Origin of the sequence: Paenibacillus sp. FSL W8-1187, assembly GCF_037965485.1 — a bacterium.
Taxonomy (GTDB): Bacteria; Bacillota; Bacilli; order Paenibacillales; family Paenibacillaceae; genus Paenibacillus_O; species Paenibacillus_O pasadenensis.
In genome coordinates this window covers 983,867-997,169 of record NZ_CP150181.1, presented here as the reverse complement: position 1 = coordinate 997,169, position 13,303 = coordinate 983,867, and the positions used below count along the sequence as shown (strand labels likewise).

At 62.2% G+C, this 13,303-nt stretch carries 9 protein-coding genes; 8 read left to right on the top strand and 1 reads right to left on the bottom strand.

What is annotated here, in order from left to right:
• Window positions 1-42 precede the first annotated feature (42 nt).
• The 8 genes from NYE40_RS04390 to NYE40_RS04355 all read left to right on the top strand — a co-directional run bounded on the left by NYE40_RS04390 (window position 43) and on the right by NYE40_RS04355 (window position 11,801).
• Window positions 43-1,359, top strand: coding sequence for an ABC transporter substrate-binding protein (locus tag NYE40_RS04390; RefSeq protein WP_339279349.1), 1,317 nt, complete (start codon window positions 43-45; stop codon window positions 1,357-1,359).
• Window positions 1,360-1,497: 138 nt separating this feature from the next.
• Window positions 1,498-2,430, top strand: coding sequence for a sugar ABC transporter permease (locus NYE40_RS04385; protein WP_228551261.1), 933 nt, complete (start codon window positions 1,498-1,500; stop codon window positions 2,428-2,430).
• Window positions 2,431-2,434: 4 nt separating this feature from the next.
• Complete coding sequence (locus tag NYE40_RS04380; protein WP_028600251.1) at window positions 2,435-3,241, top strand: carbohydrate ABC transporter permease; 807 nt, start codon at window positions 2,435-2,437, stop codon at window positions 3,239-3,241.
• Window positions 3,238-4,257, top strand: coding sequence for an acyltransferase family protein (locus NYE40_RS04375; protein ID WP_153782822.1), 1,020 nt, complete (start codon window positions 3,238-3,240; stop codon window positions 4,255-4,257). Before NYE40_RS04380 ends, NYE40_RS04375 begins: the two co-directional genes overlap by 4 nt.
• 196 nt (window positions 4,258-4,453) lie before the next feature.
• Entirely contained in the window at window positions 4,454-6,901 is a 2,448-nt protein-coding gene (locus tag NYE40_RS04370) for a cytochrome D1 domain-containing protein (protein WP_339279346.1), read from the top strand.
• The gene (locus NYE40_RS04365) at window positions 6,871-9,138 is read left to right on the top strand and encodes a hypothetical protein (protein WP_339280015.1); all 2,268 of its coding nucleotides are present in this window, start codon (window positions 6,871-6,873) and stop codon (window positions 9,136-9,138) included. Before NYE40_RS04370 ends, NYE40_RS04365 begins: the two co-directional genes overlap by 31 nt.
• Before the next feature lie 645 nt (window positions 9,139-9,783).
• Window positions 9,784-10,944: a hypothetical protein gene (locus NYE40_RS04360; protein WP_127464461.1), complete on the top strand. Its 1,161-nt coding sequence runs from the start codon at window positions 9,784-9,786 to the stop codon at window positions 10,942-10,944.
• A gap of 269 nt (window positions 10,945-11,213) precedes the next feature.
• Window positions 11,214-11,801 carry a hypothetical protein gene (locus tag NYE40_RS04355; RefSeq protein WP_339279344.1) on the top strand — a complete coding sequence of 196 codons (588 nt, stop codon included), beginning with the start codon at window positions 11,214-11,216 and terminating at the stop codon, window positions 11,799-11,801.
• Between the two features lie 243 nt (window positions 11,802-12,044).
• On the opposite strand, the gene NYE40_RS04350 is transcribed toward NYE40_RS04355, so the two are convergent.
• Window positions 12,045-13,283: a hypothetical protein gene (locus tag NYE40_RS04350; RefSeq protein ID WP_028600247.1), complete on the bottom strand. Its 1,239-nt coding sequence runs from the start codon at window positions 13,281-13,283 to the stop codon at window positions 12,045-12,047.
• Between the last annotated feature and the right edge of the window lie 20 nt (window positions 13,284-13,303).

Here is a 13,303-nt window from a genome sequence, read left to right as displayed (position 1 = left end):
CCTTGTGCCTTTGAGGAAGAACGATGAAAAGGGAGGCTCGACATGAACTCAAGACGTAGATGGGCGACCGCTCTGCTGCTCTCGCTCGCGCTGGCGGTGAGCGCCTGCAGCGGAGGCAATGAAGGCGGCCAAGGAACCGGCGGCGACGAGAGCGGCAGCGGCGACGGAAAAGGCGGCAAGGTGACGCTGTCGTCGTGGACGCTGTTCAGCGGCGGCGACGGCGACAACATGCAGGCGATGATCGACGCGTTCAACAGCGAGCATCCCGACATCAAGGTCGAGAACACGGTGCTCGAGTGGGGCGAGTATTACACGAAGCTGATTACGGCGGTCGGCAACGGCAACGGTCCCGACATCGGCATCTCCCACACGTCCCGGCTGCCCGATCTGATCAACCAGGGCGTCGTGTCCAGCATGGACGACGCGGCCGAGGCGGCCGGCATCGACTGGTCGACGTTCAACCCGAACATCCTCGGCGCGACGGTCGTGGACGGCAAGCATTATGCCGTGCCGATCGACACGCATCCGTTCGTCATGTACTACAACAAGAAGCTGCTGAAGGAGGCCGGGCTGCTCGGCGAGGACGGCAAGCCGGTGTTCGACAATACGGCCGACGGCTTCGTGCAGCTGCTGACGGCGCTGAAGGAGAAGCTGCCGAAAAACGCCATGCCGCTCGCGCTGCCGAGCGCCAACGACGACGTGTTCCGCCTCTGGTGGGCGCTGTACCATCAGCTCGGCGGCAACGACGTCATCAGCGACGACCTGAAGTCGGCCGCGCTGGACAGCGGCAAGGCGGTCCAGGCGATGCAGTACGTGCAGGACCTGTTCCACAAGCACAAGGTCATCCGCCTGAACGACCCGGACTTCGTGAAGAGCTTCCAGAGCGGCACGGCGGCGATCATCATGACGGGCGTCTGGACGACCGGCGTCTGGGAATCGACCAAGGGCCTGGAATTCGGCGCGATGCCGATTCCGAAAATCTTCGACAAGGAAGCGACCTGGGGCGACTCCCACACCGTCATCCTCCCGGTCACGAAAAAGGAGGATCCCGAGAAGCGCAAGGCGGCCGCGATCTTCGCCGACTACCTGGCGCAAAAAGGCGCCCTATGGGCGAAGGCGGGCCATATCCCGGCGAAGCCGGCCATCTTTGACAGCGCGGAGTTCAAGGCGCTGCCGTACCGGAGCGACTACGTCTCCGTGGCGAGCACCGTCGCCTTCAACAAGCCGTCGGAGAAAAACTGGCAGATCCGCGACCTGGCGATGTTCAAGTTCCTGAACGAGGTATGGGCGAACAAGATGAGCCCCGACGACGCGGCCGTGAAGATCCAGGCCGAAATCGACAAGGTGCTGAAGCAATAGCCGCCTGCCGGCGGGCGATCCGGTCCGTCCGGGCTCAGCCGGCAAGCGAAGCTGCGTTCAAGGCCGCATCCGGCGGGCGAGTCCAGGCATTCGGCCGGCTCGCCCGCCGGATGCGCGCACACAAGGAGGGGATGAAGAGTGGCAATCGGTCCAGGGGCGAAGGCGGAGCTGGCGCCTGCCGGCGCCAAGCGCAAAAGACGCTGGGCGGGCGCGCAGGCGTTCGTGTTCCTCGCGCCCTTTTTCGCCGTTTATGTGCTGTTCACGATATGGCCGATGCTCAAGGGCGTGCAGATCAGCTTTTTCAAATGGACGCTGATCCGCAAGATGGAATATGTAGGCCTCGGCAACTTCAGCAAGCTGATGCAGGATGCGGAGTTCTGGGCGTCGGTCTGGCATTCGACGATCTTCGTGCTGCTCACGACGCCGCTCATGCTGGCGCTGTCGCTCGGGCTCGCGCTGATCGCGAACCGCCATTCGCGGCTGCGCAAGCTGTACCGCATTTCCTTTTTCATGCCGAGCGTCATGTCGGTGGCCGTCGCCTCCTTCCTCGGCCTGTTCATCTTCCAGCCCTATACGGGCCTGCTGAACTCGCTCCTGCATCTGGTCCGGCTGCTGCCGGCCGAGCAGGAGATCTTCTGGCTGTCGGAGGTGTCGCTGTCGTGGATCGCGATCACGGCGCTGACGCTCTGGTGGACGGTTGGCTTCAACTTCGTGCTGTACCTCTCGGCGCTGCAGGAGATGCCGGAGGAGCTGTACGAGGCGGCGCGGCTCGACGGCGCGACGAACGGCCAGATCTTCCGCCGCATCACGCTGCCGCTGCTCGCCCCGATCACCCGCATGATCATGATGCTGCAGATCATCGCCTCGTTCAAGGTGTTCCTGCAGATCTACATCATGACGGGCGGCGGCCCGCTCGACAAGACGAGGCCGGTCATCCAGTACATCTGGCAGACCGGATTCCGCCAGAACGACCTCGGCTACGCTTCGGCGATGTCGTACGTGCTGTTCTTCATCCTGCTCGCGCTGTCGGCGCTGCAATACGGCTTCAATCGACGGAAGGAGGCGGACTAGCCGCATGAAATGGATCTACCGCATCGTGTCACTGCTGGTCGCGGCCGTGTTCCTGCTGCCGATCCTCTGGATGCTGACCGTCTCGGTCAAGGAGGAGGGCATGCCGATCGTCACCGTGCTGGACTGGGTGAAGCCCCCCTACTCGCTCGCCGTCTACGGCGAGGTGCTGCAGGCGACGAAGCTGCCGCTGTGGGTATGGAACAGCTTCTTCATCGCCGTCTGCGTCACCGCGCTGACGATCGTGATCGCGGCGATGGCCGGCTTCGCGCTGTCCAAGATCAAGTTCCGGATGAAGGCGGCCGTCTTTTTCGCCGTGCTGGCCGGCCTGCTCATTCCCGGCGAGGCGATCCTCATCCCGCTCTACCAGGTGGCCAAGGACATGGGCCTGCTGAACACCTACCTCGGACTCATCCTGCCTTCGCTGGCCTCGCCGATCGCCATCATCGTGCTCAAGAGCTTCTTCGACGGCGTCCCGAACGACCTGCTCGAAAGCGTGCAGATCGACGGCGGCGGCAACTGGCGGATCTTCTTCAGCATCATGCTGCCGCTCACCCGGCCGGCCGTCGCCTCGATGGCGATCCTGACGTTCATCGGCTCGTGGAACAACTTCCTCTGGCCGTTCATGTCCGTCACCGACGACAATCTGTTCACGCTGCCGATGGGCATCCCGACGCTGATGAGCCAGTACACGGTCGACTACGTCAAGCCGATGGTCATCAATACAATCTCCTCGCTGCCGATCTTCCTGCTGTTCCTCGTCTTCGAGAAGCAGATCATCAAAGGGGTCAGCCTGTCGGGCATCAAAGGATGAGCGCCTCCCTGCAGCCGCCCCGCGAGCGGGCGATCGACCGGTTCAAGGGCCTCCTCGTCATCGGCATGGTCTATGGCCATGTCCTGCAGTTCTTCAGCGATCCGGCGATCTTTCCCGCGGCCGGCCGGATCATCGACGCCGTCAACCTGATCACGTTCTCCGGCTTCGTCTTCAGCTTCGGCTACGTGTCGCGGCTGGCCTATTACGCCAAGCCGCTGCGGCGAGCCGCTCCGCGGATGCTGCTGGCCGCGCTCAAGACGCTGCTCGCCTTCTACATCTCCGGGCTGGCGTTCCGCCTATTCATCGACCGGCGGCCGCCGGATTGGGAGACGCTGAAGCCGATCCTGCTGCTGCAGGACATGCCGGGCTGGTCGGAGTTCCTGCTGTCGTTCACCTACTTGACGCTGGCCGGCCTGATCCTGTTCGTCCCTCTGCAAAGGCTGGCGGAAAAGCCGCGGCTCGCCTTCCCGGCCGCCGCCCTGCTGCTGCTGACGACGTTCCTGCCGTACGAGGCGGTGACGTGGCCGCCGCTCGGACCGCTCCTCGGCACGCGGCAGTTCGCCTCGTTCCCGGTGCTGCAGTATTTCCCGTACTACTTGCTCGGCATGCTGTTCGCCCGCTGGCGCATCGGCTGGCATCCCGGCGTGCTGGCGGGCTCGCTCGCGGCCTCCGGCCTGTTCGTCTGGCTCGTCCTCGATGCAGGCGGACTGCCCGAGCGGTTCCCGCCGTCCATCGGGTGGATCGCCGGGCCGGCGCTGGCGCTGTACGGCTATTATCTGCTCTCCCGGCTGATGGAGCGCTGTCCGCGCCCGTTCGCGCCGCTCGAAGCGCTGGGCCGGAACGTGCTCTGGTGCTTGCTGTTCAGCAACCTGCTCGTCTTCTCGCTCAAAAGCATCCAGGCCGACGATCTTCCCCGCTCGCCCGCGGAAGCGCTGCGGCTGGCGCTGATCGTGCTGGCCGTCGTCGGCTTCAGCATCGGACTGATCGTCAAAGCCCCGCGCCGAAGCGGACGATGACGGACAGAGGGCGCGGGACGCCGGCCGCGCGCTGCGGCGGACGGCCAAGGGCGCGGCTGACCCTCGGACGGCGGAGCCGTCGCTCGGCTGAGCCGTCGTCCGGCGTCCCGCAAGAGAGTTCCCGCATACGGACATTCCTTCCCGTCATAGGGTAAGCCTAGCGCGCCTATGGCGAAGAAGGAGGCCTGTCCATCGCATGAGCGTTTATGTCGCCAACAGCGGCTCCAACACCGTGTCGGTCATCGACCAGACGACGAACAGCGTCGTCGCGACGATTCCCGGCTTTTTCACCCCCCAGCAGCTGGACGCCACCCCCGACGGAACCCGCGTCTATGTCGCCAACCTGGCGAACGGAACGGTATCCGTCATCGACACCGCCGCCAACGCCATCGTCGGCACGATCGCGGTCGGAGGCGGGCCGAACAGCATCGTCATCGATCGGACCGGCACGCGGGGCTATGTGACCAACTCGACCGACGGCACCGTCTCGGTGCTGGACCTGACGTCCGACACGGTGATCGCGACCGTTCGCGTCGGCATCAATCCGGTCGGCGTCGACGTCACGCCGAACAATCAGTTCGTCTACGTCGCCAACCAGATCTCGAACACCGTGTCCGTCTTCCGCACGTCGGACTACGCGATCGTCGCCACGATCCCGGTGGACGTGACGCCGATCGGCGTGCGCGTCGCTCCGGGCGGCGCCTACGTCTATGTGACGACCCGGGCGCTCGGCGTCGTCGACATCATCTCCGTGACGAGCAATACGGTCGTCGGCACGCTGCCGACGGGCATCGCGCCGATCGGCGTGGCGACAGACGGCGTCCAGGTGTTCGTGGCGAACGAGGTGTCCGGCTCGGTCTCGGTCATCAATCCGATCTCCAACCAGCTCGTCTCGACGATCGCGACGAACGCCTTTCCGCAGTACATCGCCATCGACGCCAGCACCCGCTACCTGTATGTGAGCACGCGCACGAACGTCGTCTCGGTCATCGACCGCCAGTCGAACCGGATCGTCGCGTCCGTGCCGGTCGGCGACCAGTCCATCGGCATCGTCGTCGTGCCGAAGTTCAACCGCAATCCCGCGATCCGGGCGGAAAAAACGGTCAACGGCCTCGAATCGGTGACCGCGATGCCGGGAGATACGGTGTTCTTCCAGCTGCGCGTCACGAATATCGGCAACACGCTGCTCAGCCAGATCCAGGTGCTGGACGCGCTCGATCCGCCGGGAGCGGCGCTGCTGAACGAGACGATCGAGAGCCTCGCGCCCGGCGCCTCCATCACCCGCGAGCTGAGCTATGTCATCCCCTCGCCGCCCCCGGCGTCCATCCTGGAAAATCGGCTGACGGCATCGGCGCCGCTGTCGGGCGTCTCGGCCGAAGCCGCCGCCTCCATCCTCGTCGAGACGCAGCAGCCCGGCTTGTCCGTCGTCAAGGCCGGCGACCGGACGGAAGCGGCTCCCGGCGACACCGTCATCTATACGGTCACCGTGACCAATACCGGCACGACGGACCTGACGGACATCCTCATCGCCGATCCGCTGGTCGGCTTCGACCAGACGATCAGCCTGCTTCCCGCCGGCGAGAGCTTGCAGCTGCAGTACGGCTTCGTCGTGCCGGCAGGGACGGAGGCCGGTCTCGAGCTGGTCAACACGGCGACCGCCTCGGCATCGGACGGCACGAGCGCCGAGGACAGCTTCTCCGTCGTCGTCGCCGCCGTCCCTTCGCTCGCGTTCACCAAGGAAGCCGATCCCGCCACCGCCGTCGCGGGAGAGAGCATCCACTACACGTTCCGCGTCGTCAACACCGGCAACGTGCCGCTGAGGGACTCGTCATCTCCGACCCCGGCATCGGCGTCTCCTTCACGATCGAAAGCCTCCAGGTCGGGGCCGCCGCCGTGCGGGAAGCCGATTTCGTCCTGCCCGAGGGGACGCGGCCCGGCCTGTTCGTCAACACGGCGACGGCGACGAGCCGGGAAGGCGTGCAGGCGAGCGCCTCCGCCTCGGTCGAGATCGCGCCTACCCCGCATCATCCTCAACAAGTCGGCTTCTCCGACGCAGGCGGCGCCGGGAGAGACGGTCGTCTACACGATTACGGTCATCAACGCCGGAACCGCCGTGCTGACGAACGTACGGGTCCGGGATCCTTTCCTCGGCCTCGATCAGGTCGTCGACAGCCTCGTACCGGGAGCGCGCGTCTCGTTCACGGAAACGTATACGGTTCCGGAGGGCGCGCTCGCCGGCACCGTCATCGCCAATACCGCCTCCGTCGTCACCGACCAGACGCCGCTCATCGAGCAAGGCGCCACCGTGACCGTGACGGAGGTGCCCGACATCCTTCTCGTCAAGACCGTCTCGCCGGAAAGCGCGCGGCCGGGAGAGACGGTCGCCTACACGCTCGTCGTCACGAATACGGGCAACACCGTCCTGACGTCAGCGCTGGTGGAGGATCCGCAGGCGCGGCTGACGCAGAACCTGCCCGATCTGGATCCGGGCGAGAGCCAGACGGGAACGGTGCTCTACGTCGTCCCCGAGGACGCGCCGGAGACGGTCGTCAACGTCGCGATCGCCGAGGAAAAAGCTCCACGGCGACCGTCAGCGACGAGGACGAGGCCGACCTGTTCGTCATCCGCGAGGCGATCGCGCTGAGCAAGATCGCCGATCGCGCCGAGGCCAGGCCGGGCGACCGGATCAACTATACGCTCGCGGTGGAGAATACCGGCAATGCCGCGCTGAGCAATCTCGTGCTGACCGACGAGGAGCTCGGCTTCACCGTCGACATCCTCGAGCTGGAGATCGGACAGACGCTGCTGTTCACGCTCTCCTACATCGCGCCCTACGAGCCGGGCGGCACGGTCGTCGCCAATACGTCCGTCGTCTCCAATGCGTTCGTCTCGGCCGAAGCCTCCGCCGCCGTCGTCATCGCCGCAGTGCCGGGGCTGGCGCTGCGCAAGACGGCGTCCGAAACGGCCGTCGCTCCAGGCGACGTCGTCACCTATACGATCGTCGCGACCAACACCGGCAACGTGCCGCTGCCGGACGTAGCGGTCTCCGATCCGCTGCTCGGCATCGCCACACCTCCGGCTCCGCTCGCGATCGGCGAGAGCCTGACGCTGACCGGCACCTATACGATCCCGCCCGGCACTCCGGGAGGCACGATCGTCGGGAACACGTCGACGGCGACGTCCTCCCTGACGCCTCCGGCGCAGAGCGGCGCCTCGGTCATCGTTACGCCCGCTCCGGTGCTGAACATCGCCAAGACGGCCGACCGGGCGATCGCGGCGCCCGGCGAGACGATCGCCTATACGATCGTCGTCTCCAATCCGACGACGGGGACCGTCGCCGGCGCGACCGTCGCCGACGACCTGCTCGGCTTCTCCGAGACGATCGCGAGCCTGCCCCCGGCGGCCAGGCGACGTTCCAGGCCGTCCGTCGTGCCGGCAGACGCGCCGGCCGGGTCGGTCATCAGCAACGTCTCCACCGTCTCCGTGCCGGGGGCGCTGACCTTCAGCGCCGAGGCGAGCGTGACGGTCGCGGCGGCGCCGGCTCTCTCGGTCGTCAAGACGCCGAGCGTCGAGAGCGCCCCGGCCGGCAGCCTGGTGACCTACGAGGTGACGCTGGTCAACACGGGCAATACGACGCTGACGAATCTCGTGCTGACCGACTCGGTGTTGTCGGCGACGGTCGTCATCCAGTATTTGCTGCCGGGCGAGTCCCAGAGCCAGCTCTTCTCGCTGAAGCTGCCGCTCGGCGTCGAGCCGGGAACGACGCTGACCAACACCGTCACCGTGCAGACGGACCAGCTGCCGCCCGCGCAGGACAGCGCCGGCGTGGTCGTCCTCCCGCCTCCGGACGTAGAGATCGTCGCTTCTCCGCTGCCCGCCTACGCGCGTCCCGGCCAGAGCGTGCCCGTGACGATCGTCGTCACGAACCGCTCGGAGACGACGCTGACGAATCTCGTCGTCATCAACGAGCTCACCGGCACGAACAGCGTCTTCCCGAGGCTCCTGCCCGGAGGCGTCATCACGCTGGAGCGCCTCGTCGCGATTCCGCCCGGGACGCGGGCCGGGACGGAATTCCCGAGCGTCGCCACCCTTGAGACGGATCAGACGCCGATCCAAACCGCGCCGATCCTCATCATCGTCCTGGCCGTCCCGGCGCTCCGGCTGGAAAAGAGCGTCAGCACGCCGCAGGCGATCGCCGGAGAGACGATCCGGTTCCGCATCCTCGGCGAGAATGTCGGCAATACGACTTTGAACGGCATCCTGACGGATCCTCTGCTCGGCATCACCGTCGGTCCCGGCACGATGCTCTACCGAGGACGGGTGCTGATCTCGCAGCCGTATGCGATTCCGGTCGAGACGGCGAACGGCACGATCATCACGAACACCGTGCGGGCCGAAAGCGTGCCGCCCGGCATCGGGACCTCCGCCTCAGCGTCGGTGCAGGTGCTGCGCGTGCTCGACGTGACCAAAAAGGCGGACGCTCGCGACAGCTACATCGGCGCCGTCCTCCGCTTCTCCGTCCATGTCGCGAACGACAGCGCCTTTACGGCAACGAACGCCGTCCTGACGGACGCGCTGCCGCCGTCGCTGGCCTTCGTGCCCGGCAGCCTCGTCGTCGGCGGCGTCCCGCAGCCGGGACGGGCGCTGTCCGGCGGCGTGCCGCTCGGCACGATCGCGCCGGGACAGCGGGTCGTCGTCGAATTCGCATCGCGCGTGCTCTCGATTCCGCGGAGCGACGCCGCCGCCGGAGATGCGGCGAGCGGCACCCTCTTCAACCAGGCTGTCGTCACGTTCGGCGTGCGCTCGCCGTCGGGCCGCGCGATTACGACGCGCGCCGTGTCCAACCGGGCGCAGGTGACGATTACGGAAGAGGAGGAATAGGCGGGCAACAAGAAAAACCAGGAAGAAGCGGAGCCGGCTCCGCTTCTTCCTGGTTTTTGGCGTTCATGCGGCCTAGGCGCATGCAAGGCAAAGCGCCTGCGAGCAAGGCGGACAAGGGAACTGGTTCCCTTGCTGCGAGTGCCGAGCCGGCCCGACGCCGGAATCGGCCTACTTGTTCGTAAAGTAGGCTGTGTCTCAAATGAAGAAGGGGCTGCTCCCGCTCGTTACGACCGAAACAGCCCCTTCTTGCGATTGGTGTTGAATATAATAGTGAATTTTTTTAAATGCTATAGGGATGCCGAAAGAGTTCTCTTCAGTCTATCTATAGGATGGACTATTTGTCTCTGTTCTTCCTATATCTAAAAATACCTATCGCTAACAGTACTGAAGAGAGAATGCATCGCCATAAAAATTCCTTGAAAATTTGAGTTTTAGGTGGCAACTCTCCAATTACACCTGTTTCCGGAACATACAATTGGGTCATTAGACTTAAAAAGGCAAATATAAACATGAGGGAAGAACTAATTATCATTACAATAGACCAAGTCTTTTTACTTATTTTTCTCAAATTTGATTCCTCCTATTTACATCCCTTCATTAATATGACATATTTAAAATATCAAAAATAAAAGGATGTGAAATTTATTGATTAAATTATATCATAAGAAAAAAATGGTTTCAATTTTTATTGGCGCTATGCTTGTTCTGAACTCTTCTATTCCAGTTGCCAAAGCAGAAGCACAACCTCCCCTCATTCAAACTAATATTGAAAGCTATTCAATTGAAACGCTCTCTGATACAAAAAACAAAGATGGCTTCTATGTCGAAACAGGACATAAAAATGTTAATTCTGTAACTAGCTTTTATAAAGTTGATAGTGTTACTCATACTAAACTTCAAACTGTTGAGGATTATTACGATTTGAACGGCGCTTTTCAGTACTCCCTTGTTTCAGAACAGGAATTTCAGAACGACTATGATACTGGAGAGGCGAATCAGACTAAATCGGAAGAGAGATTTAGTGTTAAGAAAACTGTGAGTTTTGAAAGTGAAGATAAATTGAGATTGACAGAGAAAGAACAAGAATATAATGAGTCTGTTATTAAAAATAATGTTGACATTTTAACTAATGAGATTTCCAAGAATCCGATTGTAAAAGTTAATGGATTTAAAAAAGAGGATATTGACGAGATTAAAAGAGATATTGAGGATATAAAAGAGAAGTATACTTTGGAAGTGGATCCTTCTGCTCCTTCAGGACAAAAAATTAAAATTATCCCTAAAGACGGGATTACAACGTTAGGGAGTTGTGGCACGTATTCTTGTGCTGGCGCTTATGACAATTGGTATAATTATTATTACACAACGGGTAACTTTACTGTTCAAGCGTTATCGGCTGTACCCCATAACTACATCCGCTTATCTGGAAGCACCTTGAATAGCACAAAAAATTCAACTTCACTACAGAAATTTCAAGGGTACATTGATAGTTTTGAAGATGTCATGATTGAACAAATGAAATATAATGTATGGGAAGATATTTTCACGTGGTTCTTTTCAATCGCGGGTCTTGTCTCTCTTGTGTCTGGAATTGCAGGTGGGCCAGCTGGTTGGGTGGCCATAACATTAACTGTAATTGCTGCAATTGACGTTTTCAGAGATTTTACTAGTGCAGGTTATGCCACAGGCCATAATTTAAATTTAAGTAGAGTTGCATGTCAACATCAAGAGAATGCTCGTAACATGTTGTTTAACTATCCGCAATATTTTGCTAGTGTCACATTTAGTTCGCATGTTGGTTACTAAATTCTTTAGTTCATATTAGCAATTTTTTTAATACCTATATTCACCAAAACAAAGAAGATGATCTCGACTAGAATCATCTTCTTCTTCATTTCTGTGGCATTATGGAAGAGCAGTCGAATCAACATCCCTATTGTCGATTGCCTTCACTTTCTCGTTCGCTCAGCCTTGACGATTAGCTGATTCTTGAAGCGGGCGAGCGGGGAAACTCCTTGGCCTGTATGCTTATGACCGAAAAGACGAGGAAGTTTCTGGATAGCAAGTGCCGGAGCATGTTGCGCACCATCGTTTTGATCGACGCCAGCACCCACTACCTGTATGTGAGCACGCGCACGAACGTCGTCTCGGTCATCGACCGCCAGTCGAACCGGATCGTCGCGTCCGTGCCGGTCGGCGACCAGTCCATCGGCATCGTCGACGTGCCGAAGTTCAATCGCACTCCCGCGATCCTGGCGAAAAAAACGGTCACCGGCCTCGAATCAGTGACGGCGATGCCGGGAGATACAGTGTTCTTCCAGCTGCGCGTCACGAATATCGGCAACACGCTGCTCAGCCAGATCCAGGTGCTGGACGCGCTCGATCCGCCGGGAGCGGCGCTGCTGAACGAGACGATCGAGAGCCTCGCGCCCGGCGCCTCCATCACCCGCGAGCTAAGCTATGTCATCCCGTCGCCGCCCCCGGCGTCCATCCTAGAAAATCGGCTGACGGCATCGGCGCCGCTGTCGGGCGTCTCAGCCGACGCCGCCGCCGGAGACGCGGCGAGCGGCACCCTCTTCAACCAGGCTGTCGTCACGTTCGGCGTGCGCCGCCGTCGGGCCGCGCGATTACGACGCGCGCCGTGTCCAACCGGGCGCAGGTGACGATTACGGAAGAGGAGGAATAGGCGGGCAACAAGAAAAACCAGGAAGAAGCGGAGCCGGCTCCGCTTCTTCCTGGTTTTTGGCGTTCATGCGGCCTAGGCGCATGCAAGGCAAAGCGCCTGCGAGCAAGGCGGACAAGGGAACTGGTTCCCTTGCTGCGCGCCGATCTCTTGCCGCGCCTGCGAACAAGGGCATTTCTTCCCCTTGCTGCGCGTGCCGAGCCGGCCCGACGCCGGAATCGGCCTACTTGTTCGTAAAGTACAGCACCTGCGGCCCGGACGAGCCGCCGGTCAGGCTGAGCCGCGACGGCACCGTCTTGCCCTTCTTGCCGACCTTGAGCTCGGCGAACTGCCATGCCTGGGTGTAGTTCAGGTAGCCCGAGCTGAGCCGCTTGTTCGCCCAGCCGAGCGTATAGTGGCCCGAGCCGCCGGACGGGTTGAGGTAGACGTCGACCGTGCGCTTGCCCTCGCTCTTGTTGTCGATCTGCACGTTGAAATCGTAGATGACGCCGTAGTTGCCGCTGTTGACGACGCTCTCGCCGGTCGTCGCGTCGACGCCAGGCTCGTACTCGCCTGGCATGAAGTCGGCCCACTGGCCCGACGGCGCGGACGAGACGCGGATGAGCGCATTGCCCAGCGAGGTGTCGTAGACGAGCGTGCCCGTGCGGTCATAATGGGGGAACGTGCCCCGCACATGCTTGTCGCGCGGCAGGATCGGCTCCGCCAGCGGATCGGGACGCGCGCCGGCGTAGCCGAGCGTCGTCACCGTGACCGGCGCGCTGCCGCCGCCGGGCGCTTCGGCGCGCAGCTGCAGGAAGCCGCTCGCCGTGTACGTGACCGGCACCGCATGCGACACCCAGTAGCTCTGCCCCGGCAGCAGCACGGCGACCGGACGGCGCGAGCCGCGGTCGGCCAGGAACGCCTCGAGGCCGAGTTGGCCGGCGATGTCCGGGTAGTAATCGACCCCGGCCCCGGCTCCTTCCTCGTAGAGCTTGACCTTGTAGCCGCTCGTGTTCGTGACGGCGACGGCGACCTGCAGCTCCGCGCCGGTCTTGTTGTAGTGGTGGTAGAACACCCGGAACGAGCCGCTGACCGTATCCCGGTAAAAGCCTCCCGGAGTCGTCGGCGACTCCGGCGAATCGCTCAGGATGAGCGGTCCGCCGGCAGGCGAGAGCGCCGGCTTGCTCAAGGCGACGGCCGGCTTCAGCGTCTCGATCGGCACGATGAGGTTCGGCGTGGCCAGCGCCGCCGCCTGCAGCGAGGCCGAGCCGGACGCGCTCCCGCCTCCGAGCCCGGCGGCCGCGGAGGCGTCCCGTTCCGGCAGCGGCGTCCCGTCCGCGGCGCGCAGCGCGGCGGCGCTGCCGCCCTCCGGCTCCGCCGGACCGAGCCCCGCCTGCGGCGAGGCCATCGCCGATCCGCTTGCCAGCAGCGCTGCGGCCAGTACGGCCGGCAGCAGCTTTTTCCCGTTCCATCTTCTTCTCAACCTATCCCTCCTCCAAAATG

Bases quoted from the DNA above. Each gene is read 5' to 3' on its own strand.
- NYE40_RS04355 (WP_339279344.1), top strand. From the start codon at position 11,214: ATGTTGCGCACCATCGTTTTGATCGACGCCAGCACCCACTACCTGTAT.
- NYE40_RS04390 (WP_339279349.1), top strand. From the start codon at position 43: ATGAACTCAAGACGTAGATGGGCGACCGCTCTGCTGCTCTCGCTCGCG.
- NYE40_RS04380 (WP_028600251.1), top strand. From the start codon at position 2,435: ATGAAATGGATCTACCGCATCGTGTCACTGCTGGTCGCGGCCGTGTTC.
- NYE40_RS04370 (WP_339279346.1), top strand. From the start codon at position 4,454: ATGAGCGTTTATGTCGCCAACAGCGGCTCCAACACCGTGTCGGTCATC.
- NYE40_RS04375 (WP_153782822.1), top strand. From the start codon at position 3,238: ATGAGCGCCTCCCTGCAGCCGCCCCGCGAGCGGGCGATCGACCGGTTC.